The sequence below is a fragment of the Clostridium fungisolvens genome (assembly GCF_014193895.1).
GTDB lineage: Bacteria > Bacillota > Clostridia > Clostridiales > Clostridiaceae > Clostridium_AR > Clostridium_AR fungisolvens.
On the sequence record NZ_BLZR01000001.1, the window covers coordinates 3,257,852 to 3,284,620 of the forward strand.

Consider the following 26,769-nt stretch of genomic DNA (forward strand, 5'->3'; position numbering starts at 1 on the left):
TGTTTTACCCCCTTTTCACCCTAAATAACGATGGTTTGCTTAAAAATCCAGCATTAACAGCCAAGTTCATTAATAGTCTAACTATCACTATAGCTGTAAACATACTTAAAACAACACCAATTAGTAGTGTAAGTGCAAATCCTTTTACAGGACCTGACCCAAAGAAATATAATACTAAAGATGAAATTATAGTAGTTAAATTCGAGTCAACTATTGATGACATCGCATTATGGAAACCAGCTTTAACTGATGTCTTTACTGATTTACCTGTTCTTATTTCTTCTCTTATTCTTTCAAACATAAGTACATTTGCATCTACCGCCATACCTATGGTAAGCAAAAGTGCAGCTATACCAGGTAAGGTTAGAGTAACACCAACACTTATAAAAGTGAATAAAACTAGCGATATAAATAAAGTTAATCCAAGACATGCAATTATTCCTGGCACTCTATAATATAAAAGCATAAATATGAATATTATACATATACCTACAGCCCCTGCTTTTAATGCATTAGGTAATGCATTTGCACCAAGCTGAGCACCTACAGTTTGAGTAGATACTGCTTTTACAGGCATAGGAAGTGCACCTGCATTTATTATTGCAGCTATTTTATTAGCTTCTTCAGCTGTTTTGTTTCCAGTAATTTGAGCTTTTCCATCTACAATCGCATTTTGAACCACTGGGCTTGTAAGCAAGTCTTCATCCATATATATTGAGATTTGCTTTCCTATAAGCTTTGTAGTTGCATCTGCAAATTTTTTCTTTCCTGCATCATTAAACTCAAGAGATACGATTATTTGACCTGTTTGTTGATCTGTTCCTGAAGTTGCCTTTTTAACATCCTTACCAGTTAGTAGTACATTTCCGTCAGGATCTTTAAAGCTTAGCTCTCCAGTTTTACTTAAGCTGTCTACAATACTCTTAGAATCGTATTGTCCTGGTATATCAACCCTAATTCTTTTGTTACCTTCTGTTGTAACAACTGTTTCAGCAACACCAGCTTTGTTAACTCTAAGAGAAAGCATTTCTTTAGTTTTATCAAGATCATCTTTACTAACTGTTTTATCTGATTGGATTTCCATAAGTACAGACACCCCACCCTGTAAATCCAATCCTTTTGTAATTGACTTTTCAAATGATTTAAATTCCCACTGGTTTGAACCAGAACCGACAATAAGACCATGAAAGCCTGCGAATGCTAGAAAAAATATCCCTACAACGCAGAGAGTAAAAAGTGTAATACTTTTGCCTTTGCCTTTTGTTTTCATTTTTATCCCCCTCTGTTAATTCTCATACAGTAAATTATAATACCTGCCCCACATTATGTCAATAAATGGGAGCTTTCTATTCCATTGTAACAGCTTTTAGAGCAATCGCACACTCAATTCTCTTTTTCTGCATCTCACAACCTATCTCATATGGTACATGTATATCACCATTGAAGTTAAAGTTGTTTGCTTGACAGCCCCCGCTGCAATAAAATCTAGCCCAACATTCCTTGCATTTTGGTTTGTTATAAATATGTGCAGTTTTAAATTCTTGTTCTAAATCACTATCTATTTCTAAAGTGTCTAAGTTACCGATAAGGAAATCCTTATTTCCTACAAATTGATGACATGGGTATATTTCTCCATCAGGAGTTATAGCAACATATTCATGACCTGCACCGCATCCAGATATTCTCTTATATACACATGGACCACCATTTAAATCAATATTAAAATGATAGAATGTAAATTGGTCTTTTCCGTCTTTATATCTCTTAACCATTTCATCATAAAGTTTATCATATTGATCAAATATAACCGGTAAATCCTCTCTTCTTAATGAAAGTTCATGTTCATCCGGAAGAACAACTGGCTCTATGGATATTTCTTTAAACCCTTCATTAGCTAAAGCCATTACATCTTCAAAGAAATCCGTATTATTTCTTGTGAAAGTACCTCTAGCATAATATTGCTTAGATTTATCTCTCTTATCCACCATTTGCTTTATTTTTGGTAATATTCTATCGTAACTGCCGCTTCCATCTACTCTTACTCTTACAGCATCATTGATATTTTTTCTACCATCTATAGACAGTATTATATTTCCCATGTTTTTATCAATATATTCCATTATTTCATCATTTAATAATGTTGCATTTGTTGTCATTGTAAATCGAATATTCTTTTTGTGTATCTTTTCTTGTACTCTAGCATAATCAACTATTTCTTTAATAGTATCAAATACCATAAGTGGTTCACCACCGAAAAGGTCCACTTCTATATTTCTTCTTGGGCCTGACTTCTTTATAACCCAATCTATTGCCTTTTTACCTGTTTCTGCACTCATTGGTTTTCTGCAACCTTTATACTCACCTTCATCTGCAAAGCAGTATTTGCATCTAAGGTTACAATCATGCACTACATTCAAGCAAAGGGCTTTTATGTAGCTATCATCTCTATCACTCATTGCTATATCCTCATATAAATCCTTCGAATATAACATACCTTCCTCAATTAATTCATTTATATCATAAAGAGCTTCTTCTATTTCTTCTTTTGTGTAAATTCCTGAAAAATCATTTATTAATTGTTCTCTATCTCTTAACTTCTCATCATCTATAAGATCATAAATAAGCTTGTCAACTATATGAACGCTACCAGAATTTACATCAATCGCATAATATTCATTACCTTTAGTAAACTTGTGGATTAATGCCAATTTAAATTCCTCCTAACTAGATTTATGGCAGTAACTTAAAAGTTACTGCCACTACTTCATTATTTTATAATTAATTTTCACACGCTAAGTTTGCTACTGTACATGAAGTCTTACAAGCTGATTGGCATGAATTAGCACATTCCTTACATCCTGGCTTACAAAGACTGTTCTTAAGGCTTGATCTGTTTATTGTTTTAATATGCTTCATTTCATACTCCTCCATTCTATTCGATTACCACGTTATTATATCACATAAAATAGGTATAATAAAGACTTTTTATAGATTTATTCCTAACATTCCAGATAATGCTCCTACTGCCAAAGCAAGTAGAGCTCTCCAAAGGTCATTTATTGACAAAGCAATATTACCTTTTAGCACAGCAGAGATAATTAAAACAATTATAAAGTAACATAACCCAACACCAAATCCTACCAGCCAACCCTTTTCACCGTTTTTACGGGAAGAGTATATGGCACCTAGTAGAATACTTAAGCAAGTGATAACCACCCATATTACGCTTAAGGCCTTAAGACTTAGTAAACTAAAACTCATTACTATACTAATAATTACAACAAAAATCATAGTAGCAATAAGCGCTCTCAAAACTCCTTTTGCAACATTTGCAAAATACCTGCTCCACTCCAAAATAAACACCCCCTATCCACTAAATTCTATGTGGACAAGGGGTGTAATATAACCTATTTATTATCTTCTTTTGTATTTATAACATTAGCTATTCCTTGTCTTGAAAGCTTTATTCTAGCTCTATCAGGACCACTCTCTAATATTATGTAATCATCTTGTAGATTTACTACTTTACCGATGATACCACCTTTACTTATGATCTCATCATTAATTTTCAAATCATTTAACATCGATTGATATTGTTTCTTTCTTTTTCTTTCCGGTATTATTAGTAAAGCATAAAAAATTACGAATACTACTATTAGCGGTAAAAGTTGAATAATATATTGCATATGAATCCTCCTCTATAAGTAAATTAATTATATTAGGCTTTTCCTCCCCATTCCTCAAGTTTTTGTTTCTTGAAGTCTGCGAAATATCCGCCATCAATAGCATCTCTTATATCTTGCATTAGAGTATTGTAGAAATATAAATTATGTAGTACACATAATCTCATAGCAAGCATCTCTTTAGCTTTAAATAAATGTCTTATGTATGCCCTTGTATAATTCTTGCAAGTTGGACATTGGCACCCCTCATCTATAGGTCTCGCATCAGTCTCAAATTGAGCATTCATTATATTTATTTTACCATTCTTTGTAAATACATGTCCATGCCTTCCATTTCTAGCAGGAAGTACACAATCAAAAAAGTCCACACCTCTTTCAACTGCTTCAAGTATATTACTTGGCAGTCCAACTCCCATTAGATATATAGGTTTATCTTCTGGTAGATGAGGAACTACAGCATCAATAATTCTATACATTTCTTCATGAGTTTCTCCAACAGCTAGACCTCCAATAGCATAACCATCCAAATCCATCTTAGCTATTGTTTTTGCATGCTCAATCCTTATATCATCATAAACTCCACCTTGATTTATCCCAAATAGAAGTTGCTCTTTATTTATTGTATCTTCTAAAGAATTAAGTCTTTTCATTTCTTTTACGCATCTTTCAAGCCATCTTGTAGTTCGTTCTACAGATGCTTCCACGTATTCTCTAGGCGAAGGATTAGAAACACATTCATCGAAAGCCATAGCAATAGTTGATGCAAGATTGCTCTGTATCTGCATACTTTCTTCTGGTCCCATAAAAATCTTTTTACCATCTAAGTGCGAGTTAAAATAAACTCCTTCTTCCTTAATCTTTCTCATACTTGATAAAGAGAAAACCTGGAATCCACCTGAATCAGTAAGAATCGGTCTATCCCAATTCATAAACTTATGTAATCCGCCCATCTTTTTAACTACCTTATCACTAGGTCTTAAATGTAAGTGGTATGTATTTGAAAGTTCCACTTGGCAATTTATTTCCTTCAAGTCCATTGAAGATACAGCACCTTTAATAGCCGCTAACGTTCCAACATTCATAAATACAGGTGTCTGTATAGTTCCATGAGGCGTAACGAATTGCCCTCTTCTTGCTTTTCCGTCTTTTTTTAGTAAAGTATATTTCTTAGTCAAAGTTCCACTTCCTTATCTAACTTTTAATGTATAAACATAGCATCTCCAAAGGAGAAAAATCTATAGCCTTCTTTAACAGCAGTATTATAAGCATTTAGTATATTTTCTTTACCTGCCAATGCACTTACCAGCATAATAAGAGTAGATTCTGGTAGATGAAAATTAGTTATCAAAGCATCTACAACCTTGTATTTATATCCAGGATATATAAATATATCAGTCCAGCCACTAGATTCTTTTAGAACTCCTTCACTATCAGCAATTGTTTCCAAGGTCCTCGTAGAAGTAGTTCCTACTGCTATTACTCTTTTCCCTGCCTTTTTTGTACTGTTTATAATTTCAGCTGTTTCTTTAGAAAGCTGATAAAATTCTGAGTGCATATTGTGATTTTCTACATCTTCAACTTTAACTGGTCTAAATGTTCCAAGACCAACATGAAGAGTAAGATACACTACATTTACACCTTTTTGTTTTATCTCTTCAAGTAATTCCTTTGTAAAGTGTAGACCAGCTGTAGGTGCAGCAGCAGATCCCTTTTCTTTCGAATATACTGTTTGATACCTTTCTTTATCTTCTAACTTCTCATGAATATATGGTGGAAGAGGCATTTGTCCTAATTCATCCAAAACCTGTTCAAATATGCCTTCATAGCTAAACTCAATAATTCTATTTCCCTCTTCAGCTATATCTTTAACCACTGCTGTTAGTTTACCATCTCCGAATGTAAACTTAGTTCCCACCTTAGCTCTCTTACCAGGCTTCGCAAGACATTCCCATCTATCATTATCTACTCTTTTAAGAAGTAGAAACTCAATCTTACCTTTCGAGTCTTCTTTTTCACCTATAAGCCTTGCAGGTAGAACTCGAGTATTATTAAGCACTAGAGTATCGCCTTCATTAAAGTAATCTAAAACATCATGAAATATCTTATGCTGTACTTCTCCACTGTTTTTATCAAGAACCATAAGCCTTGAAGTATCTCTTTCTTCTAAAGGAACCTGTGCTATAAGTTCTTCTGGTAAATCAAAATAAAAATCACTTGCTTTCATTTTATCCTCTCCTATTTGTCAAATAAGCTAGATTGTCTAACATCTCCATTATTCTTTGTCTTACTTCTACCCAAGTGCTTGTATGCCTTATCTGTAGCAACTCTCCCCCTTGGTGTCCTAACGATAAATCCCCTTTGAAGGAGATATGGTTCATATACATCTTCGATAGTATCAAATTCTTCGCCTATAAAATAAGCTAAGGTTTCAATTCCAACTGGACCTCCGTTAAAATTGTCGATAATAGCTTCTAGTATACCATTATCAATTCTATCAAATCCTTGACTATCAACTTCTAACAACTCTAAAGCTGCCCTTGCAGCATCTATATCCACAACATTATTGCCCTTGACTTCAGAATAATCTCTAACCCTTTTTAGAAGTCTGTTAGCGATTCTTGGAGTACCTCTAGATCTTCTTGCTATCTCGAAAGCTCCTTCTTCTGTCATTTCGCAATCAAGTATACTAGCCGACCTCACTATAATCTCCTTTAATTGAGTATCAGTATAGTACTCCATGGAACAAAGCACTCCAAATCTGTCACGAAGAGGTGCAGTTAACATTCCAATTCTAGTAGTAGCACCTATTAATGTGAACTTAGGTAAATCTATCCTAATAGATTTAGCTGATGCTCCTTTTCCTATCACTATATCCAAAGCATAATCTTCCATTGCAGGATACAGTATCTCTTCAACACTTCTGTTAAGCCTATGAATTTCATCGATAAAAAGCACGTCATTATCATTTAGAGTTGTAAGTATCGCAGCAAGATCTCCAGCCCTTTCAATTGCAGGACCAGAAGTGACTTTCAAATTACCACTCATTTCTTTTGCTATAATGTTTGCTAAAGTTGTTTTTCCCAGTCCTGGAGGACCATATAACAAAGCATGATCAAGTGCTTCTCCTCTATTTTTGGCAGCTTGTATGAAAATACTCAATCTTTCTTTCACTTTATCCTGCCCTATGTATTCACTTAATTTCTGAGGTCTTAAGCTATATTCAGAATTTAATTCTTCTTCATTCTTATTAGATGATGTTATTCTATCTTCCAAATATGTTCACCTCTTAATTCATAAGTACTTTTAAACAATTTTTAACTATATTCTCTAAACTATCATTTTGCTTAACACTACCAAGAGCTCTCTGAGCTTCCTTCTCAGTATATCCTAATGCCAGTAAAGCTGCTAAAGCTTCAGATATATTTGAAGAATAACTATTGTCATCTTCAGAAAGATTTTTTTCAAAATCACTTGGCATTAAATCTTCATTAGGCTTAAGCTTATCCCTAAGTTCAAGTATTATTCTTTGCGCAGTCTTCTTACCTACTCCAGGTGCTCTTGTAATATGTTTTTCATCACCAGTCATTATAGCGTATTTTAAATTTAAAGGTGAGCTTATTGACAATAATGACAAAGCAGCCTTTGCTCCCACACCATTAATAGTTAGCAATAATTTAAACAAGTCTAATTCTTCCTTTGTCAAAAAACCATATAGACCTATAAAGTCTTCTCTAACTATCTGCTCTAAAAACAACTTCACTTCCTCATCAACTTTAGGCATTTTTGCAAGTGTACTTCCTGATGTAAAAATTTTATATCCTATTCCGTTATTCTCCAAAACAGCATAGTCTTTATTTATGCCCTTATATTTACCTACAATATATTCGTACATTAAAATACCTCCAAATGCCTATCAAACAGTTTTAAACCTACATATTACTTTAACATTTTACCTTATTTTTATCAACAGAGGAAATCTATTTATTGATATTGAATTTTATGACAGGCTACTTTCAAGGCTCACAAGAAATCATATTTCACTATCTCTAATCATTCATTTATATACAATGCAAAAATTAAAGGCTCAGTAGAAAATTATACTAAAAATTTATGCCTACTAAGCCTATAATTTATTTTGTTATACTATAAAGCAATTATTAAAAGTATCCACTAGCTGCTTCTTCAGCATCATCTCTGGTATTAAACTGCTTTTTAAAATTTACTATATCTTTTTTATCCTGTTCTGGTAATGTGCTTACTTTCTTTTTATCTGTATAGATATCCGAAGCTGGATTTTCTATATAAGGTACCCCTTTATCATCCGTTTTGAATATAGCAAAGAAATCATTTTTCTCTCCTAAATAATATTTTTTAGGCTGAAGTTTGCTTATAAATGATCTGCTAAGAATTATTTGAGAATCATTCATGCTCTCTATGCTATAGTTTAGAGCCTTGAAATGCTTTTCTAACTGTTCCTTATTTAATCCTTGATCTAAGCCTAAGTCTTTTTTTAGTTCCTTTACAGTATACTCTCCATCAATAACAAATTCATTTGAACCTTGATTTTTTGTTTTAAGTATCAACTTCAATGTATCTTTTAAATAACCATTTTCTGAATTATATACGACGTTACTTCCACTTGTTTTTTTATCTGCTAAGTATGATTTAGTAATATAATAGCTCAGTAAAAATACCATGGAAGAAATTAAAATAAGAATTGATATTTTTAATAAATTTTTCTTCATATAATCACCTCTAATGGATATTTTTGACTATTACCAAAAATAATATACATAATTTTGTAACCACTGGTATTTAAACTTTAAGTTCTGTAAACAATATAATAGAATTATATAGTTTCATCCATTATTGACTTAATTGGCACATAGTGCTATGATTTAAATATAATTCAGAGTAAAACACTCTACATTAAGAAATTGAGGTGCAATGATAATGAAAGATTTACTTTTGGAAATTAACAACCTTAAAACAAAGGTTGATGATAAGGAAATTTTAAAAGGTTTAAACCTTAAAATAAATAAGGGTGAAGTCCATGTTGTTATGGGACCAAATGGTGCCGGAAAGTCAACTCTTGCCAATACAATAATGGGCCATCCAAAATACACCGTTGTGAATGGAGATATTTTATTCGAAGGTGAAAATATAAATGATTTCAAACCAGATGTAAGAGCTAAAAAAGGAATATTCTTATCTTTTCAAGCTCCTGAGGAAGTACCTGGAATAACAGTTGAAAACTTTATAAGAACAGCAAAATCAAATATCGAAGATAAACAGATCAGTTATTTGAGCTTTAACATGAAGCTTCAAAAGAAAATGGATCTTTTAAAAATAAATAAAGAATATGCTGAAAGATATTTAAATGTAGGTTTCTCTGGTGGAGAAAAGAAGAAAAATGAAATCCTTCAAATGATACTTTTAGAGCCTAAGCTAGCTATTCTTGATGAAACTGATTCAGGTTTAGATGTAGATGCAGTTAAACTTGTATCTCAAGGTGTTAGTATGTATAAGAACGATGAGAACTCAATGCTTATAATAACTCATAATACAAAAATACTGGAGCATATTAGTCCAGATTTTGTCCATGTTTTGGTTGATGGTAAGATAATTCATACAGGCGATGCTTCCTTAGTAGAAGAAATAAATAATAATGGTTTCGAAAAATTTCTAAGCGAGATAAATAAGTAGGTGATAACATGAGTAAAACATATGTTGATGATATAGATAGAGGCATTTACGATATCTATAATGAAGATAACTTTAGCTATAAGTCTGAAAAAGGATTAACAGAGGACATAATAATTAACATATCTAAGGAAAAAAACGAGCCCGAATGGATGTTAAACTTTAGACTTAAATCATTAAAAATATATAATTCTATATCCGTACCTAACTGGGGTCCAGATATAAGTGAACTTGATATGGACAATATAGTAACTTATGTTAAGCCAGATACTCCAATGACAGGCTCCTGGGATAAGGTTCCTGAAGATATAAAGAGCACTTTCGAAAGACTTGGTATCCCTCAAGCCGAAAGGGAGTCTCTTGCAGGGGTTGGAGCTCAATATGACTCTGAAGTAGTTTATCACAATGTTAAGGAAGAATTGGTTAAACAAGGCGTTGTTTATACTGATATGGAGACAGCTGTAAGAGACTATGAGGATATAGTAAGAGAACATTTTATGAAGCTCGTTCCTCCAAGTGATCATAAGTTTGCTGCACTTCACGGTGCTGTGTGGTCAGGTGGTTCTTTTGTATATGTACCAGAAGGAGTTCAAGTAGACATTCCACTGCAAAGTTATTTCAGACTAAACTCCCCTGGATCAGGTCAATTTGAGCACACACTAATAATTGTAGAAAAAGGAGCAAAGCTTCATTTTATAGAAGGTTGTTCTGCACCTAAATATAGCGTAACAAATCTACATGCTGGATGTGTAGAGCTATTTGTAAGAGAAGATGCAAAACTTAGATATTCAACCATAGAGAATTGGTCAAGAAACATGCTTAACTTAAACACCAAAAGATGTGTTGTAGAAAAAAATGGTTCAATCGAATGGGTATCAGGATCTTTTGGTTCTAAAGTTTCTATGCTTTATCCAATGAGCATACTAAAAGGCGAAGGAGCAAAATCAGAATTTACAGGAATAACTTTTGCATCAAGCGGTCAAACCTTAGATACAGGTACAAAAGTGGTTCATGCAGCACCAAACACTTCTTCTACTATACATTCAAAATCAATATCTAAAGATGGTGGTACTGCTATCTATAGAGGTGTAGTAAAGATTAATAGTAATGCAGTAAATTCTAAATCTTATGTATCTTGTGAATCCTTAATGTTGGACAGTAAATCAAAATCAGATACTATCCCAGTAATTCAGATAGAAAATGATGAAGTGGATATCGGACACGAAGCTAAAATTGGAAGAATCAGCGATGATGCAATTTTCTATTTAATGAGCAGAGGTATTGATGAAGAAGAAGCCAAAGCAATGATCGTAAGAGGCTTTGTTGACCCTATCACAAAGGAACTACCTCTTGAATATGCTGTAGAAATGAATAACTTAATAAATATAGAACTTGAAGGTACTATTGGATAAGGAGGGATGAAGATTGGAAACCAAAATATTGAAGGACTTAAACACAATACCCGTAAGCACATTTAGATGGCTTAAAGTAAATAATATATCTTTAAATGAAGAGATAGACATTCCAAGCGTTAGTTACGAAAGAGAATACTGCGAGTTCAAAGAAACTTCAGACTACTCTCTTCATCCAATAGAAAACGCTAATACTTTAGTTGATATATTTAATACAGATAATTTTGAAGGTGTTTCAAGATTACAATTAGATGAAACTATCAATTCAAGTAATTGTGGTTTTTCACTGGAAGTAAACGCTAATAGAACCATTGAAGACTTAATTTATATTGATTATGAATTAAATTCTGAAAATCCTAAGATTGTAGATAAAAACCTAATTGTTTTAGGTGAAAAAAGTACAGTTAATGTTTTAATCAAATATACATCTGTTGATGAAAATATTTACTATCACAATGGTTTTACTAAAATACACGCCAAAAAAGATTCTACTGTAAATATTTTTATAGTTCAAAATCTAAACTACAATACTAATCATTTTAATTCTCTTTTTTCCAAAGTAGAAGAAGGAGCAAAAATTAATCTCATCCCTATAGAATTGGGTGCTAAAAAAGCTATAACAAACTATTCATCAGATCTTGTAGGAGATAACAGTGAAAGTACTATTAGTTCCGTCTACTATGGAGATTCAGATAGACTGATAGATATAAACTTTAAAATGACTCATATTGGCAAGAAAACTTCTAGTAATATAGATGTAAAAGGAGTTTTGGATGATAAAGCCAAAAAGACTTTTAGAGGAACATTAGATTTCAAGACAGGTTCTTCTAAGTCAAAAGGCTCTGAGGAAGAATATGTTATGCTTCTTTCAAAAAGCGCAAGGAATAATTCGATTCCTCTCCTCCTATGCAGCGAACATGACATTGAAGGTCAGCATGCTGCTTCAGCAGGAAAAATCGATGAAGACGCATTATTTTATCTTATGAGCAGGGGCATAAGTGAACTTAATGCTAAAAAGCTCATGATAGAAGGTTATCTAACACCAATAATAGATAAAATACCAGTAGATAATTTAAGGCAGCAATTAATGGATTCGGTTAAGGATAGGTTGAAAAATGAATAACTTAAAAGAACTTTTTCCTATTTTAGATCAAAGTTTTAATGACTTGCCAGTGGTATATCTTGATAGTGCTGCCACCACTCAAAAGCCGTTATCTGTTATAGAAGCTTTGAATAAATATTATAAGGAAATAAATGCAAATCCTCACAGAGGAGCTTATACTTTAAGCGTTAAAGCAACTGATAGTTTTGAGCAAGGTAGAGAAAAGGTAAAAGATTTTATAAATGCCAAATCATCAAAGGAAATAATATTTACTAAAGGAACTACCGAAGCTCTAAATTTAATAGCATATTCTTACGGGAATTTAAAATTAAATAAAGATGATGAAATAGTTATAGGAATTACAGAGCATCACTCAAACCTTATTCCTTGGCAGCAAATAGCTATTGCGAAAGGCTGCAAACTAAATTATTTATATATTGACTCAAACTATGAATATACAATAGCTGAAATAGATAAAAAGATAACAGACAAGACTAAATTAGTAGCTATAGGTCATGCTTCTAATGTACTTGGAACCTTAAATCCTGTAGAATATATAATTCATAAAGCTCATGAAGTTGGAGCTAAAGTCGTTATTGATGCTGCGCAGAGCATAGCTCATAGAAAAGTAGACGTACAAAAATTAGATGCTGACTTTTTGGTATTCTCAGGGCATAAAATGTTTGCACCTATGGGCATAGGCGTACTTTATGGAAAACAAGAATTATTAGAAGAAATGCCCCCATTCTTATATGGCGGTGATATGGTAGAATATGTTTATGAGCAAGAGACTACCTTCGCTGAACTACCTCATAAATTTGAAGGTGGTACTCAAAACGTAGAAGGTGTTATAGGCTTATCTGAAGCTATTGACTTCATCAATTCAATAGGGATAGAAAATATAATTAAACATGAGCATGAAATCATTTCATATGCCTATGATAAATTAAGTAAACTGGGCTTTGTAAAGATTTATACTACAACCAATAAAGACTTATTAGGCTCTGTTTTATCCTTTACTATTGATGGTATACATCCTCATGACTTAGCTACAATACTTGACTCAAAGGGAGTGTGTGTAAGAGCTGGTAATCACTGCGCTCAACCACTTATGAGATATCTAAATATAAATTCTACCTGTAGACTAAGTGTTTCAATCTACAATAATAAAGAAGATATAGATGCTCTAGTAACTGCACTTGAGTATGCTAGGAGGTTATTTGGTTATGGATCTCAGTAATATATACACTCAACTTATAATGGAGCACAACAATTCAACTAGAAACAAACGTCACTTAGAAGAAATAGATAGAGTTGAAAAAGGTCACAATCCGAGTTGCGGTGACGAAATACAACTTGAAATAAAATTTGATGGTGATTATATAAGAGATGCTGCTTTCACAGGTACAGGTTGCGCTATTTCGCAAGCCTCTACTTCTATAATGATAGACCTTATTAAAGGAAAAAGAAAAGCCGAAGCATTAGAGCTTGTAAATACATTTATATCAATGATAAAGAAAGATATCACTGATGATGAAGAATTAGAAAAACTTGAAGATGCTCTCATATTCAAAAATATATCTAACATGCCAGCAAGAGTAAAATGTGCTGTCCTAGCATGGCACACCTTAAATGAAGCTATTAAAAGCGAATAAATTTAATTTGTGTTGATTAAATGTAAGAAGGGATTCCTAATTTTTTTAGAGAATCTCTTCTTATTTTATTTTCATTAAATATTAATAGTTGGTTAAACTATTAATATTAAAAACTTATTATTCTAATTTTTACCTGAATATTAATATTTAATTAAAATTTAACATATTATTATAATTTTGTTGGATTCAATGTAGGTTTATGGTATATTTATAAATAAAATTAAAAGTTTTATAAATTAAATGGGGAGTTCTTATGAATACAGAAACCAATATAAACGAAATAGACATGCTTCTCTTAAAAATAAATGAAGTTAGATATAATAATCCCGAAAAAGCCATAAAGCTTTCATTAGAAGCCCTATCACTATCAGAAAGTATAAACTACGCTTTAGGTGTAGCAGCATCAAAACATATGATATCTAGCTGTTACTATACTATAGGGAATTATGAAGAAGCTATAAGTTTGACCTTTGACTCTCTAGATTTTTTTATTAAAGAAAATATATATGATCTTCAATGGAGCTCTTACAACTTACTAGGCAACAGCTTTAGTGAACTTGGTGATTATGAAAGAGGTATGGATTTCTACAATAATGCTGAAGAAATAGCATATTTAGTGGATGACGGAAAGAAGTTTGATACTAACTCTTCTAAAGAAAAAGCAATGGTTCGTACATTAAACAATATTGCTGAAAATTATAAGCTTCTAAAAGCCTATGATGAGTCACTAGAATATTGTAATAGAGCTTATGATATTGATAAAAATTATGATTTTCAATTTTCTAAGGGCGTAACAATTCTCAGCTTAGGAGAATTGTATTATCTACTTCAGGACTATGATAAGGCAAATACCCTATCCTTTAGAGCACTTGAATATTTTAAAAAATATAACTATACATTAGGTCAACCAGAATGTTATAAACTTGCAGCCCTTACCTATTGGAAGAAGAATGATTTTGATAAAGCAGATGAGTATTTTAATATCACAATAGATAGGATTGAAGCTCAAAGTTCGCCTTATAATGAAATAGATGTTTATATAAATTATTATCAATATCTTAAGGATAGAAATAATTTAGAAAAATCTTTAACTATTCTTCACAAGGCATATGATCTATCTATAAAAAATAATTTTGTAGAAAAAATATCGGAAACTGCTTCTATCCTATCAATATTTTATGCTGAACTCAAAGATTTTCAAACTGCTTTTAACTACTTTAACATGCATCTAGAGAACGAAAGAATTAATGCTGCATATTTAAATAAACATAGAGTAAACAACTTGAATATAAGTAAAAAAATTAAAAAAATAGAGCTAGAAAAAAAGGAAATTATAGATAACAATGAAAATCTTCAAAGAAAGTCAGAATCTCTCCAAATGGTTGTAGAGAAATTATCTATAATAAGTGAATTAGGTCAAAAAATCACTTCAAACCTAGATTTAGACTCTATTATTGATATTCTTTATTCAAGTATAAAAGATTTTATGGATTTAACATATTTGAGTATTGGTTTATATGATGAGGAAAACTCAGTAGTTAACTACTTAGATGTAATTGAGCATGGGAAAAAGAAAAAAAAGAAAAGCACAAATGTTGAAAATCAGTCGAACTTTACAAGCATATGTATCGAAACAGAAGATTTTGTAATCATAAATGATATGAACAAAGAATTTTCAAAATACATGGATAGCGAAACCTACCAAGCTGTTATGGACAAAGATCAATATGAGTTGCAATCTTTAATTTTCTGCCCTCTTAAGGTAAATTCTAAGGTAATCGGTGTTATGTCCATACAAAGTGAAGAAAAAAATTCTTTTACTTCTTATCACGTAGAAATGGTTAAATCACTTTCGTCATATGCTGCTATTGCTATAAATAACGCTATAAAATCAAAACAATTAGAGATGGAGATAGAGAAAACACATGCCGTTCAATTTGAACTAAAAAAATTAAATGAAAAATTATTATTTCTTTCTGAAAATGATAGTATGACTAAAATTCCTAATAGAAGAAAACTTGATAAATATTTATATGAGTTATGGGAAAAGTATGTACAAGAAAAAAAGGTTTTATCTCTGATAATTTTTGATATCGACAACTTTAAAGAATATAACGACAACTATGGTCATATTGCCGGTGATAAGTGTATCGTTACTATAGCTAATATTTTATCCAGTGTTAAAGATGAAAATTACTTCCCTGCAAGATATGGCGGAGATGAATTTGTAGTTGTATTGCCTGAATATCAACTAGATAGAGCTTTAGACTTTGGTGAAAGTTTAAAACAAAAAGTGGCTATGGCAAATATACCACATAAATTTTCAACAGTATCTGATAAAGTAACACTATCAATCGGAATAACTTCACTTGTTCCAAGCAATGATCTAACTATAAATGAATTTATGAACAAAGCTGATGATGCTCTATATCTTGCTAAGAAAAGAGGAAAAAATCAGATAGCTAGTTTTATTAATTAATAACAATACTATGATGGTAGCTTTGTAATTTGTATTATATTTAAAGACACTAATCAAGCTTAATTTTACTTGATTAGTGTCTTTGACTGTTTTATTCAATTTTAAGCAAAAAAATAACTAAAATAATGGCTCTTTAGTTATACAGCTTATGTTCTTCATAACGTCAAATCAGATTATAAAGGAATACTTAACCATTGTTCTAAAAGCAAATACTCGAATCATTTTTCACATCAATCAGTTATTTTTGTTACATAAATCTTGATATCAATGTTAACTTAGTTTATAATTATACACAAGAACACATATATTATTGTGTTCTTTCTCCTAACCTTACCTGGACACTGCAACACACAGTGTCCCCCCTTATTTTTTCTTCGTACCACATCTATATTTCACTCTTATAGGCTTACATTAAGTCATATATTTTTAAAAAGGTTACCCTCTCTATATGTCTTACTTTCCTTCAAAAATAGCACATGAAGCTGGCAATTTAATTCCCATAAACAATTCAGCTTTTTCCCAATTTATTTCAACCTCTTCATAGATTAAAGCGTAATACTGTATTTATCTGGATTTTTTTATACATAATGTATAACTATTATGATATATTTAAATTGGATATATTCATTTCAATTTAATACTATAAAGAAGTTTTTTACTAAAAATAAAAGGGGACATCAATTATGAAATCTAAAAAATTAGTATCATTATTGTTATCACTGCTCACTGCAGTATCTTTTACAGTAATACCTCGTAATATCTCTATAGTAAAGGCAGCCACTTCTGATGATGTGGGGATTCAATATACAGCCCACGTACAAAATATAGGTTGGCAAAGTCCAGTAAAAGATGGACAAGAGGCAGGCACTGATGGAAAATCTCTTAGAGTTGAGGCTTTAAAGATTAAACTAGTCAATGCTCCCTCTAACAGTCATATAAAATATCAAGCTCATGTGCAAAACATAGGTTGGCAGGCTCCTGTTTCAGATGAACAAGAGGTAGGTACTGATGGAAAATCTCTTAGAATTGAAGCCTTAAAAATCTCATTAGTAAATATGCCTGGATATTCCGTGCAGTATAGAGTCCATGTTCAAAATATAGGTTGGATGGATTGGGTAAGTGATGGCCAACAGGCAGGTACCGATGGAAGATCCTTAAGAGTTGAAGCACTGCAAATAAGAATTGTAAAGACTTCACAAAACACTTCACTAGGAGTACAGTATCAAGGGCATGTTCAAAATATAGGCTGGCAAGCTCCTGTTTCAGACGGAGAAGAGGCTGGTACCGAAGGAAAATCTCTTAGAATTGAAGCCTTAAAAATAGGTTTAACAAATGCTCCTGTAGACGCACATGTAAAATATCAAACCCATGTCCAAAATATTGGTTGGCAAGATCCTGTAGAAGATAATGTAACGGCTGGGACAAGTGGAAAATCTCTAAGAATAGAAGCTATTAAAATATCATTAGAGAACATTTCTGGATACTCGATACAATATAGATCATATGTGCAAAACATAGGGTGGCAACCTTGGGTATCGGATGGTCAAGAAGCTGGTACAAGCGGGAAATCTCTTAGAATTGAAGCTATAGAAATAAAAATAGTAAAAAAATCTGATGGAACAACACCAAATATAATTCCTGTATCTTCAATAAATTTAAACAAAACAACTAGTACTTTAAAATTAGGAAGCAAAGATACTTTAACTACAACAATAACACCGAGTAACGCGACAGATAACACAATATTATGGTCTTCTACAAATACAAGTGTTGCTACAGTAGCTGATGGAGTTGTAACTGCTGTAGGTATCGGAAACACAATTATTAAAGCGACTTCTAAAGATGGAAGTAAATCTTCTACATGTACTGTAACTGTAAATAATTCTGGAACATTTTTTGGAAATACAGAAGGCAATATAGTGAATGGCGGAATATCAGTTCAGCAAGGTGATTGGATTTATTATTGCCAATATGATAATACTGCCAATTATCCAGGTGCTCCTGATAATAGTGCTATATATAAAATGAAATCTGACGGAAGTAATGTAACCAAACTCATCACTACAAAATCTTTTAATTTGAATATAAAAGATGATTGGATATATTATATAAACATGTCTGATAGCAAAATGTATAAAATCAAGACAGATGGAAGTAGCAGTCAGAAACTTTCAGATACAGAAGTCTTATACGACATGATTATTGTTGGAGATTTGATATACGTTAAACCACCCTCAGGCCCAATCACACGCTTCGGCCTTGATGGTAATTTTTATGATGTCTTTTGGGGAGGCGGAAGAGACTTCGTAGTAGCAGATGATACTGTTTACTTCACGTATATGGGTGACAACGAAAGTATATGGACCACTTTTCCTAACAATACTAAGTTAAATAATGAACCTTCTTACAAAATTAATGTTTATGGAAATCATATTTATTACATCAATTCACAAGATAATATTTGTAGCATGAATACTAGTGGAGGCAATAGCACCCTACTATCAAGCGATAAAGTTCAGTCACTATTAGTGGATAATAACTGGATTTACTATAGCAACAAAAATGATGGGTTTAAGTTGTATAAGATGCAAGTAGATGGCACCAATAAAACTATGGTAAGCGCTGAAAGTATACCAGAATTTAATATAGTAGGCGATTTAGTTGCATATAGCTCTAATGGTAAAACTAACTTTATAAAAAAATAGATATATCCTAAGTTGTTTAATAGTAACAATTACATTCAAATGCATCTATTAAATCAAATAATAATAACAACAATAAAATATGCATACTGAGTAACTAAATCATAAAAAAGACTTGGCTAATTTCAAGTCTTTTTTATATTCCTCTTATCACAATATATAAAAGCTTTTCATTGTTGCAAATTTTCAACCTAAAGTTCAAACATAATTTTTTTGAGCTTCCTCTGATAGCATAAATAAAAATGCTACTTTTCAAAACAAATTTTCATCAATCTGTTTTGAAAAGCAGCTTAATTTTATATCTTAATCGATAATTGCCATAATCAAGAGAATCCTACAGATTTCACATAGATGTTACTTTACTGTAAAACAACTTTAAAAAATTCTTTAAATACTGAATATTGCTACATTTGAAACCTACTACCCTTCCCATCCTTCAGGGAACTCAGCATTGTGATAAACATTCTGAACATCATCGTCATCTTCTAATTGATCAAGCATCTTTTGGAATTTAACTGATGTTTCTTCATCTATTGCTGTATATGTATCTGCAACTGCTTTAATATCAGCTTCCAAGAATTCTAGGCCATTTGATTCTAAAGTTTCTCTTACTGAACCAAAATCTTCAGGTGCAGTGGTTATAACAAACACTTCATCTTCAGCTGAAAAGTCCTCAGCGCCTGCATCTAGTGCCATCATCATCAATTCATCTTCATCTACTGAATCTGATTTTTCTATTACTATTTCACCTTTCTTTTGGAACATAAAACTTACGCATCCTAAAGCCCCCATGTTTCCACCTTGCTTTGTGAAAGCGTGTCTTACATTACCAGCCGTTCTGTTCTTGTTGTCAGTTAATGTTTCTACTATAACTGCTATTCCTGATGGGCCATATCCTTCATAAACGATTTCTTCATATGTAACCGTATCAGCCTCACCAGCAGCTTTTTTTATTGCTCTTTGTATATTATCATTAGGCATGTTTGCAGCTTTTGCTTTAGCTACAACATCTCTAAGCTTTGAATTTGTATCAAGATTTGCTCCACCATTTTTTATTGCCATTGCAAGCTCTTTACCTATCTTTGTAAAAACCTTACCTCTTTTAGCGTCAACTTTACCTTTTTTTGCTTGTATATTATGCCATTTTGAATGTCCTGACATTATTGTTCCTCCTAACCATCATATGAATACAATAAATTCCTAAATATTATATCATAGCCATTTTCCATATTCAACTTATCTAACCTTCAACTGAAGTTAAATACACTCATTTAAAACAATCTAAACTTTTTGCGCTATATTAAGTTACTAATATTCAACCCAATTACTTTTAAACTTATATTTCTTTAAAAAGTCTATTATCTTGCCTAAAATATAATCCTTCTTCATCCTCGAAAATGATTACTTTTCCGTTAGTTTGTTCCGTAAGACTTTGTTTGATTATCTCACTTTCTTGCTTTTCAGCCAAAATATATAGATCCACTACATCTGTATAATCTATGTTCTCTATATGCCATTGATTTTGACCACATATATATTGAATCTTCCCTAACAAATCGTATTCTAATGTGACATTGATTCTTACACCTAGTACCTTATCTACTATTCCAGCAGCCTTGATTGCAACAGCTGCTCCTTTTGTATAAGCTCTTGTAAGTCCTCCTGCACCTAAAAGTATTCCCCCAAAATATCGAGTTACTACTACAGTGCAATCTGTAATTTCATTTTTCTTTATAACCTCAAGAATTGGAATTCCAGCTGTTCCTTGAGGTTCTCCATCATCACTGTACCTCTGTATATTCATATTCTGCCCAACTATATAGGCATAGCAATTATGGGTAGCATCCTTATGTTTATTCTTAATTTCAGTTACAAAGGCTTTTGCTTCTTCTTCTGATTCTGTTCTCTTAATATATCCAATAAACTCTGATTTTTTTTCGTCAAAGCTATCTTCTCCATATCCTTTAATTGTTAGGTACGCCATAAACTTTAGCCTCCTCTGATAGTACACTTGAAATTATATCTATACCCTTTCTTATTTTATCACAGTCAGTTTGAGAAAAGCCTATTTTAAAATATCTTTCTCCCTCATTTGAATGTTTATAAAACATAACACCAGGGGTTATCAGTACACCTTTTTCTCTCAGCTTATAAAACAATTCTATAGAATTAATTTGTATTCTATCACTTAGTTTAAGATAAAAATGTAAACCTCCACCTGGAGGATTAAACTCTACACTTTCATTTAATTTATTCTGAATCTCTGTTTTCATAAAGTCATATCTTTCTTTATATTTCACATTCAAAAGTTTAATATGCTCAATCCAATATTCTCTTTCCATATACATTTCAAGAGCCCTTTGCATAAGAGAAGATGTAGATATATCTGTATTGACCTTCGAGTTCTGTACTGAATCCTTAAATATTCTAGGACATACTAAATAGCCAATTCTTATCCCTGGTAGAAATATCTTTGAAAAACTCTTTATATATATTACACGGTCATTTTTATCATAAGATTTCATAGAAGAATACTTAGTGCTTTCATCATATATAAGCTCAGATAAATAATCATCCTCAATAATATAAAAATCATGTTCTTCTGCTAGTTTTAGAAGTTCTTCTTTTTTATAATTCGAATAGCTGACAGTAGAAGGATTTTGAAAATAACTCATAAAATAAAAACATTTAATCTTATTCTTTTTTAGTATTTTTTTTAGTGCCTCTAGGTCTACACCATCTTTTTCTATTGGAACTTCAAAGATATTTGCTTTTCTTGATTTAAATACAGAAAGCGCTCCGCTATAGGTAGGCTTTTCAACAATGATATTATCATTTACATTAATAAGTGCTTTTGAAACTATATCAATTCCTTGCTGTGCTCCAGAAACTATAAGTATATCATCAAAATCTAATTTGTTATCCCAAAACTTTTCATTTATTCTCTCTCTTAGTTTTTCATAACCTAAAACATCTTGATATATTAAAGCTTCTGCACCATCTCTATCAAGAACATCGTTTAAAACTGCTTTCAAATCAGCAACAGGGAAAAAATCTGCGGAGGTTGTCTCTCCTGTAAAATCTATAACATCACTGAGTCTCCCGCTACTAAGTCTTTTGAATGTAATAGAATAACTCTTCTTAAATCCTCTTATACTATCTCTTCTCTTAGCATAAGTACCGCTTCCAATTTTTTGATTAGCATAACCTTCTGCTTGCAGTTTTTTATAAGCATTAATTATAGTAACTTTATTTAACTTTAAAAAATCTGCTAATTCTCTTATTGAAGGTAGTTTCTCACCATCTTCAATTTGATTTTTATCAATTAAACTTTTTATATGTGCATATAACTGAATATATTTATTAAATTCATCATTAAACTTCAATCTATATTTATCCATAATATTCCCCTAAACTAAGAAGTACCCATATATACGGATACCTTTAGCAATATACATTTTCCTCACCTATTAAGTTTCCAGAAAGGCTTTTTATACTTCTAAAATCTTTTCTTATAATTTTCCTATATGCTAATTCTTTTAAAATATCTTCCATATGTATATTAAATCCTTTAAAAAACACATCTAACTTTATCTCTTCAGCGCTCATAAATTCTTTATGTTCTCTAAAATATTTTATCAATGCACTACAGCAGCTTCTCATATTTTTTTCTAAAAAATCTTCAACAAATCTTAAAGCGCTATATATAGCCTCTTCCAAATCATCAGATTCTTTAACAAGTTTGTCTAAAATAACGTGAAAGTTATCATCCAAATTTATCGCAACGCTTACTACATCTTTACTTACTAAGTAACCATTAAAATTTAGAAATAAGCTCGCAAAATTTTCAACAGTTCTCATGCAAGCCAAATAAGCTGATTTTATATTGTTATTAGCAATTAATTTCTTACAGTGGCTTATATCTTTTAATATATCTCCCAGATAAACTAAATTCCATTTTTCTCTTTCACTATCGTTTATATACCTAAAGCTGTTAAAAACATTTGTTATGTACTCATCCTTTGAAAATATTAATTTAGAGGATATTAGTATTCTATGCATATATCCTCCTATAACATTATTCTCATAAAAATTCAAAAAGTTTTCCTTACTTAATAGCTTCATATGTACTGAAATACCGTTTTCTTCAGTATAAATATTTCTTATACTCTCTTGTTGTTCCTTCACTATCACGAAGATATCAATGTCTGACCCTTCCCAAAGATCACCTGTAACCATACTTCCAAAAGCCATAACAGCTAGGATATCCTCATTTTTTCCAAGTCTATCAATAACAGAGTTAAAAACCTTCTGATATCTCAAAATCTCATTTGTCATATATATTAGCCCCCAATATATAATTATTATATATATATATCATACACAAATTATTTCAGTAATTATTATACTATGAAACATAAAACTTCACCATAATAAAGTGCCCCATAAATTGTTATATGTATAAGCTTTTTATCCCAACATTCTTGAGCTCATTACATTGATTACATTGAAATACATGTCTGCAATCACCATTTTCATATTCTAACTCATCTTCAGGCGCATAAGAGTCTCTAAACTCCTGCACTCTTCCTTTGTCTTCCATCTCACCACCACATACTGAACATGTTATTTTTATATTTGACAAACTGTTACATAAAGGACAAATTCTTTCCATAATAAATCCCTCCAAAAGTTTATACTATAATATAAACCTTAATTTTGGAGGGTTATTCATAAGGATCAATATTCTTTTCAAAAAATCTTACTCTTGCTCTGACTAAGCCCCATAGTTCATCAGCCTCATCTAGAATACTTACGGCTAAATCTAGTGATTTTTTAACATCTCTTTTTTTTCCATAATTATTAGCTTGAATAAGGTTCGACATACCCGCAAAATTTTGAGCTACGGTACTTAACTCGTAAATTGTATCAACTAAAGGTCTAACTTTTCTATCAAAATATATCTTTTCTAATTCATTAACTTGTAATGATTGTGTAGCAGTCTTTAGCTCATCTGTTTTTGCAATTACATCTCCAGCTAACAAGTATTTTCCAGCAGTAGTTAAATTATCTGATGATGTGGAACCTGATTGTTTCTGTTTATCAGGACTTGTTTGTAATTGATATAGAGCACTGTTTGGATTTGGCCCCTGACCACTAGCTGGGTATGTTCCCACACCTTGATTGATAAATCTATCACCAGTTTCATTCAAATCGTTATTTTCTTGCGCTTCCTCATCATTAGAATCACTATTTTTCTGAAACTCCTTATCTTTTTCATCCATATTGATATTCAACTCTCGATATTAGTCATATATATTTATATTAAAAATAGAGTTATTTTATTCAATAATGGAAAAAGTTAATGTTGCAGTTCGTAACTCTTACTTTTATTATAAATCTCCTCATCCACTGTAGCTTTTATATAGGTACCATCCTCTTTATATTCTTCTTCAAGAACCTTTCCGTTTCTATGAAGAAAAGCTACCATATGTTGATCAGAGTAGGGAACTAGAACTTCTATATCTCTCATTTTACTTGGTAGTTGTTTACCTATTTCTTTTAAAAGACCATCTAAATTAATCTTATTTCTAGCTGATATTTCGATTATTTCATATTGAGAGTTATTTTTTCTTAATTCTTCTATTACATCATTAGTTGTTTTATCAATCTTGTTCAATACTAATATTATTGGTTTTTCTCTCACACCAAGTTCTGCCAGCACCTCTTCAACTGCATAAATTTGCTCCTGAGCATAGGAAGATGCTGCATCAACTACATGACACAATATATCTGAAAATATAACTTCCTCCAAAGTAGATTTGAAGGCTTCTACCAAATCATGAGGCAACTTTCTTACAAATCCTACTGTATCAGTAAGGGTAGCTACTCTATTATCTAAAAGTGTAATAGCTCTTGTAGTGGTATCCAAGGTTGCAAAAAGCATATCAGCTTCAAATACCTTTTCTTTATTCAATGTATCTCTAGAAGAAGCTAGGTCGCAAAGAGAATTTCTAAGAGTTGATTTCCCAGCATTAGTGTACCCTACTAAAGAAATTTGAGGTATATTTTGCTTGTTTCTCTTCTCTCTTTGAGTTTCTCTATTTTTCTTAATCTTTTTAAGTTCGCTAGATAGATCATAGATTTCTTCCCTTATATGTCTTCTATCAGTCTCCAACTTCTTCTCTCCAGGTCCCCTAGTACCAATACCTCCACCAGTTCTAGATAAAACAGTGCCTAATCCTCCAAGCCTTGTAAGTCTATATTTAAGTTGAGCCAATTCTACTTGGATCTTTGCTTCTCTTGTTTTAGCTCTTCTAGCAAATATCTCCAATATAAGAGTTGTTCTATCTATAACCTTAGTCCCTATGGCTTCCTCAAGGTTTCTAACTTGAGATCCAGATAGTTCATCATCAAATATTATTAAATTAGCTCTATAAGTCTGTCTTAACATAGCTATTTCAGCCACTTTTCCACTACCTATAAAATACGCAACGTCTATTTTGTTTCTATTCTGGAAAACCCTAGTTATAACAGGGATGTCACATGCACTAGTTAACTCTTCAAGTTCATCTAAACTATCTTCACTATCACAGCCAACAATAATAGCTTTTTCAGTATAATCTTCTATTACATTATTAGACTTAATAATATCTTCTATATGATTAATTCTATCTAATATATTCATGTTCAAAACAGTTTCAACTGAGAGATTTGTTTCTTCTTCAGTTATGAGTTTGTCGTTTTCAACAAAGCAAAAACCTAAGGATAAATCAGTAACTTTCCCTTCTGATACCCCTATTGCTACTATACAATCAAGTTTTAACTTAAGCAAAGCAGATAAATCTAACGCTGATAGATTTGAAGCACCATTTGGATGAGTATGTATTATTCTTACACCAGATAATTTTTTTTCGCTTATATCAATTAGCGGCATCTCAACGGATGTACTGTCACCGATTGCTACACTCACAACTGATCCTTTTCTATCAATAGCAACACTTACTTCTCTCTCTAATATAGTGGTAATTTCTGCTATTTTATTTACTATTTCTTCTATACAAACAGAGTACTTAGGCACCTTATAGTCATAAATACTCTCTAGTTCATTTAATATGCTATTTTTTACGCCTTCAACGTTTCCATATATCATTATATAAGCACCTCCTTTAAGGTATATCCTTACTTGACAACTTTCATATTATTTTATATTATAAAAACAACTTTGTAAATGTTGCTATATTATTTTGAGCGTTTTATAAAGATTCTATTTACAAATAAAAATTAATTTATTTTAAAATTAATTTTTATTAATATTAATCAGTTAAGTTTTTATTAACTATAACAATACGAATAAAATATATTTTTTTATTGTGGATAAGAATTAAAAATATATCTATATCCTATAAAACATATATGGATGTACCACTTCAATAAATCCAACGATAAAGAAACATATAATTATATAATTTAATTTTGATGGAGGATCATCATGGAGGATAAAAACCGTAATATACTTTTTAGTGAAGAACAAATTTCAGCTAGAATAAAAGAAATAGGTAAAGTTATAACAGAAGATTATAAAGGTAAGAACCTATATGTTTTATCTTTATTAAGAGGTAGCTTTATATTTGCTGCTGATTTAGTTAGAAATATAGATACAAATGCAAAAATAGGTTTTATGACTACTTCAAGCTATGGACATTCAGAAGAAACTACCGGTGTAGTAAAAGTGGTTAATGATATTCCTGATAATATAGAAGGATATGATGTATTAATAGTTGATGATATAGTTGATTCAGGTATCACTATGGACTTCGTTGTAAATCATGTTAAGAAGTTTGGCGCTTCATCTGTAAAGACTTGTGTGCTATTAGATAAACCTTCAAGAAGAAAGGTATCTATAGAACCTAATTACTGCTGTTTCCAGATCGAAGATGTTTTTGTAGTTGGTTATGGACTTAACTACGGAGATTACTATAGAAATGTTCCTTACGTATTTAACTGGGAAGAAAAATAAAACACACTCTGTG

Annotated in this window: 25 protein-coding genes; 8 read left to right on the forward strand and 17 right to left on the reverse strand. The window is 31.5% G+C overall.

Annotation, left to right across the window (positions count from 1 at the left end; all coding sequences use genetic code 11):
* Positions 1-4: 4 nt before the first annotated feature.
* From secD to bsdtw1_RS14435, 10 genes are all read right to left on the reverse strand, one after another.
* Complete coding sequence (gene secD, locus bsdtw1_RS14390) at positions 5-1,270, reverse strand: protein translocase subunit SecD (RefSeq protein WP_183278254.1); 1,266 nt, start codon at positions 1,268-1,270, stop codon at positions 5-7.
* 76 nt (positions 1,271-1,346) lie between these two features.
* Positions 1,347-2,708 carry a thioether cross-link-forming SCIFF peptide maturase gene (gene scfB, locus bsdtw1_RS14395; protein WP_183278255.1) on the reverse strand — a complete coding sequence of 454 codons (1,362 nt, stop codon included), beginning with the start codon at positions 2,706-2,708 and terminating at the stop codon, positions 1,347-1,349.
* A 70-nt stretch (positions 2,709-2,778) separates the two neighbouring features.
* Positions 2,779-2,916, reverse strand: coding sequence for a six-cysteine ranthipeptide SCIFF (scfA, locus tag bsdtw1_RS14400; protein WP_128212712.1), 138 nt, complete (start codon positions 2,914-2,916; stop codon positions 2,779-2,781).
* Positions 2,917-2,985: 69 nt separating this feature from the next.
* The gene (locus bsdtw1_RS14405; protein WP_183278256.1) at positions 2,986-3,354 is read right to left on the reverse strand and encodes a TIGR04086 family membrane protein; all 369 of its coding nucleotides are present in this window, start codon (positions 3,352-3,354) and stop codon (positions 2,986-2,988) included.
* A 53-nt stretch (positions 3,355-3,407) separates the two neighbouring features.
* Positions 3,408-3,686 (reverse strand): preprotein translocase subunit YajC, encoded by a 279-nt coding sequence (gene yajC, locus bsdtw1_RS14410; RefSeq protein WP_183278257.1) that lies wholly within the window; start codon positions 3,684-3,686, stop codon positions 3,408-3,410.
* A gap of 32 nt (positions 3,687-3,718) precedes the next feature.
* A complete protein-coding gene (tgt, locus tag bsdtw1_RS14415) occupies positions 3,719-4,858 on the reverse strand; it encodes a tRNA guanosine(34) transglycosylase Tgt (protein ID WP_183278258.1) in 1,140 nt (379 codons plus the stop codon).
* Between the two features lie 23 nt (positions 4,859-4,881).
* Entirely contained in the window at positions 4,882-5,907 is a 1,026-nt protein-coding gene (gene queA / locus bsdtw1_RS14420) for a tRNA preQ1(34) S-adenosylmethionine ribosyltransferase-isomerase QueA (protein ID WP_183278259.1), read from the reverse strand.
* An 11-nt stretch (positions 5,908-5,918) separates the two neighbouring features.
* Entirely contained in the window at positions 5,919-6,944 is a 1,026-nt protein-coding gene (ruvB, locus tag bsdtw1_RS14425; protein ID WP_371874754.1) for a Holliday junction branch migration DNA helicase RuvB, read from the reverse strand.
* A 25-nt stretch (positions 6,945-6,969) separates the two neighbouring features.
* A complete protein-coding gene (ruvA, locus tag bsdtw1_RS14430; protein ID WP_183278261.1) occupies positions 6,970-7,575 on the reverse strand; it encodes a Holliday junction branch migration protein RuvA in 606 nt (201 codons plus the stop codon).
* 265 nt (positions 7,576-7,840) lie between these two features.
* Positions 7,841-8,428, reverse strand: coding sequence for a hypothetical protein (locus bsdtw1_RS14435; protein WP_183278262.1), 588 nt, complete (start codon positions 8,426-8,428; stop codon positions 7,841-7,843).
* Positions 8,429-8,636: 208 nt separating this feature from the next.
* On the opposite strand from bsdtw1_RS14435, the gene sufC reads away from it, so the two are divergent.
* The 7 genes from sufC (at position 8,637) to bsdtw1_RS14470 (ending at position 18,739) form a co-directional block, all read left to right on the forward strand.
* Positions 8,637-9,389 carry a Fe-S cluster assembly ATPase SufC gene (gene sufC / locus bsdtw1_RS14440; RefSeq protein ID WP_183278263.1) on the forward strand — a complete coding sequence of 251 codons (753 nt, stop codon included), beginning with the start codon at positions 8,637-8,639 and terminating at the stop codon, positions 9,387-9,389.
* An 8-nt stretch (positions 9,390-9,397) separates the two neighbouring features.
* Positions 9,398-10,798: a Fe-S cluster assembly protein SufB gene (gene sufB / locus bsdtw1_RS14445; RefSeq protein WP_183278264.1), complete on the forward strand. Its 1,401-nt coding sequence runs from the start codon at positions 9,398-9,400 to the stop codon at positions 10,796-10,798.
* A gap of 13 nt (positions 10,799-10,811) precedes the next feature.
* A complete protein-coding gene (sufD, locus tag bsdtw1_RS14450) occupies positions 10,812-11,921 on the forward strand; it encodes a Fe-S cluster assembly protein SufD (protein ID WP_183278265.1) in 1,110 nt (369 codons plus the stop codon).
* Positions 11,914-13,140: a cysteine desulfurase gene (locus tag bsdtw1_RS14455; RefSeq protein WP_183278266.1), complete on the forward strand. Its 1,227-nt coding sequence runs from the start codon at positions 11,914-11,916 to the stop codon at positions 13,138-13,140. Before sufD ends, bsdtw1_RS14455 begins: the two co-directional genes overlap by 8 nt.
* A complete protein-coding gene (gene sufU, locus bsdtw1_RS14460; RefSeq protein ID WP_183278267.1) occupies positions 13,127-13,555 on the forward strand; it encodes a Fe-S cluster assembly sulfur transfer protein SufU in 429 nt (142 codons plus the stop codon). Before bsdtw1_RS14455 ends, sufU begins: the two co-directional genes overlap by 14 nt.
* A 253-nt stretch (positions 13,556-13,808) precedes the next feature.
* The gene (locus tag bsdtw1_RS14465) at positions 13,809-16,034 is read left to right on the forward strand and encodes a sensor domain-containing diguanylate cyclase (RefSeq protein WP_183278268.1); all 2,226 of its coding nucleotides are present in this window, start codon (positions 13,809-13,811) and stop codon (positions 16,032-16,034) included.
* Between the two features lie 683 nt (positions 16,035-16,717).
* Positions 16,718-18,739, forward strand: coding sequence for a DUF5050 domain-containing protein (locus bsdtw1_RS14470; RefSeq protein ID WP_183278269.1), 2,022 nt, complete (start codon positions 16,718-16,720; stop codon positions 18,737-18,739).
* A gap of 417 nt (positions 18,740-19,156) precedes the next feature.
* Here bsdtw1_RS14470 and bsdtw1_RS14475 read toward each other — a convergent pair whose 3' ends face one another.
* From bsdtw1_RS14475 to hflX, 7 genes are all read right to left on the reverse strand, one after another.
* Positions 19,157-19,897, reverse strand: a complete 741-nt coding sequence (locus bsdtw1_RS14475) for a YebC/PmpR family DNA-binding transcriptional regulator (protein ID WP_183278270.1) — start codon at positions 19,895-19,897, stop codon at positions 19,157-19,159.
* A gap of 175 nt (positions 19,898-20,072) precedes the next feature.
* Complete coding sequence (locus bsdtw1_RS14480; RefSeq protein WP_183278271.1) at positions 20,073-20,720, reverse strand: YigZ family protein; 648 nt, start codon at positions 20,718-20,720, stop codon at positions 20,073-20,075.
* Complete coding sequence (pdxR, locus tag bsdtw1_RS14485) at positions 20,701-22,137, reverse strand: MocR-like pyridoxine biosynthesis transcription factor PdxR (RefSeq protein ID WP_183278272.1); 1,437 nt, start codon at positions 22,135-22,137, stop codon at positions 20,701-20,703. Before pdxR ends, bsdtw1_RS14480 begins: the two co-directional genes overlap by 20 nt.
* A 43-nt stretch (positions 22,138-22,180) precedes the next feature.
* The gene (locus bsdtw1_RS14490; RefSeq protein ID WP_183278273.1) at positions 22,181-23,074 is read right to left on the reverse strand and encodes a nucleotidyltransferase domain-containing protein; all 894 of its coding nucleotides are present in this window, start codon (positions 23,072-23,074) and stop codon (positions 22,181-22,183) included.
* 115 nt (positions 23,075-23,189) lie between these two features.
* Positions 23,190-23,411, reverse strand: coding sequence for a hypothetical protein (locus bsdtw1_RS14495; protein WP_183278274.1), 222 nt, complete (start codon positions 23,409-23,411; stop codon positions 23,190-23,192).
* A gap of 52 nt (positions 23,412-23,463) precedes the next feature.
* Positions 23,464-24,021 carry a hypothetical protein gene (locus tag bsdtw1_RS14500; RefSeq protein ID WP_183278275.1) on the reverse strand — a complete coding sequence of 186 codons (558 nt, stop codon included), beginning with the start codon at positions 24,019-24,021 and terminating at the stop codon, positions 23,464-23,466.
* Positions 24,022-24,098: 77 nt separating this feature from the next.
* Positions 24,099-25,889 (reverse strand): GTPase HflX, encoded by a 1,791-nt coding sequence (gene hflX, locus bsdtw1_RS14505; RefSeq protein ID WP_183278276.1) that lies wholly within the window; start codon positions 25,887-25,889, stop codon positions 24,099-24,101.
* A 339-nt stretch (positions 25,890-26,228) separates the two neighbouring features.
* Here hflX and hpt point away from each other — a divergent pair, with 339 nt between their 5' ends.
* Positions 26,229-26,756, forward strand: coding sequence for a hypoxanthine phosphoribosyltransferase (gene hpt, locus bsdtw1_RS14510; protein WP_183278277.1), 528 nt, complete (start codon positions 26,229-26,231; stop codon positions 26,754-26,756).
* The last annotated feature ends 13 nt before the right edge of the window (positions 26,757-26,769 follow it).

Coding starts and splice junctions, on each gene's coding strand:
- queA (WP_183278259.1), bottom strand. CDS start 5,907: ATGAAAGCAAGTGATTTTTATTTTGATTTACCAGAAGAACTTATAGCA.
- secD (WP_183278254.1), bottom strand. CDS start 1,270: ATGAAAACAAAAGGCAAAGGCAAAAGTATTACACTTTTTACTCTCTGC.
- bsdtw1_RS14495 (WP_183278274.1), bottom strand. CDS start 23,411: ATGGAAAGAATTTGTCCTTTATGTAACAGTTTGTCAAATATAAAAATA.
- scfA (WP_128212712.1), bottom strand. CDS start 2,916: ATGAAGCATATTAAAACAATAAACAGATCAAGCCTTAAGAACAGTCTT.
- hpt (WP_183278277.1), top strand. CDS start 26,229: ATGGAGGATAAAAACCGTAATATACTTTTTAGTGAAGAACAAATTTCA.
- bsdtw1_RS14475 (WP_183278270.1), bottom strand. CDS start 19,897: ATGTCAGGACATTCAAAATGGCATAATATACAAGCAAAAAAAGGTAAA.
- bsdtw1_RS14480 (WP_183278271.1), bottom strand. CDS start 20,720: ATGGCGTACCTAACAATTAAAGGATATGGAGAAGATAGCTTTGACGAA.
- bsdtw1_RS14455 (WP_183278266.1), top strand. CDS start 11,914: ATGAATAACTTAAAAGAACTTTTTCCTATTTTAGATCAAAGTTTTAAT.
- sufU (WP_183278267.1), top strand. CDS start 13,127: ATGGATCTCAGTAATATATACACTCAACTTATAATGGAGCACAACAAT.
- bsdtw1_RS14470 (WP_183278269.1), top strand. CDS start 16,718: ATGAAATCTAAAAAATTAGTATCATTATTGTTATCACTGCTCACTGCA.
- sufC (WP_183278263.1), top strand. CDS start 8,637: ATGAAAGATTTACTTTTGGAAATTAACAACCTTAAAACAAAGGTTGAT.
- sufB (WP_183278264.1), top strand. CDS start 9,398: ATGAGTAAAACATATGTTGATGATATAGATAGAGGCATTTACGATATC.
- yajC (WP_183278257.1), bottom strand. CDS start 3,686: ATGCAATATATTATTCAACTTTTACCGCTAATAGTAGTATTCGTAATT.
- hflX (WP_183278276.1), bottom strand. CDS start 25,889: ATGATATATGGAAACGTTGAAGGCGTAAAAAATAGCATATTAAATGAA.
- bsdtw1_RS14465 (WP_183278268.1), top strand. CDS start 13,809: ATGAATACAGAAACCAATATAAACGAAATAGACATGCTTCTCTTAAAA.
- bsdtw1_RS14490 (WP_183278273.1), bottom strand. CDS start 23,074: ATGACAAATGAGATTTTGAGATATCAGAAGGTTTTTAACTCTGTTATT.
- ruvA (WP_183278261.1), bottom strand. CDS start 7,575: ATGTACGAATATATTGTAGGTAAATATAAGGGCATAAATAAAGACTAT.
- pdxR (WP_183278272.1), bottom strand. CDS start 22,137: ATGGATAAATATAGATTGAAGTTTAATGATGAATTTAATAAATATATT.
- bsdtw1_RS14435 (WP_183278262.1), bottom strand. CDS start 8,428: ATGAAGAAAAATTTATTAAAAATATCAATTCTTATTTTAATTTCTTCC.
- bsdtw1_RS14500 (WP_183278275.1), bottom strand. CDS start 24,021: ATGGATGAAAAAGATAAGGAGTTTCAGAAAAATAGTGATTCTAATGAT.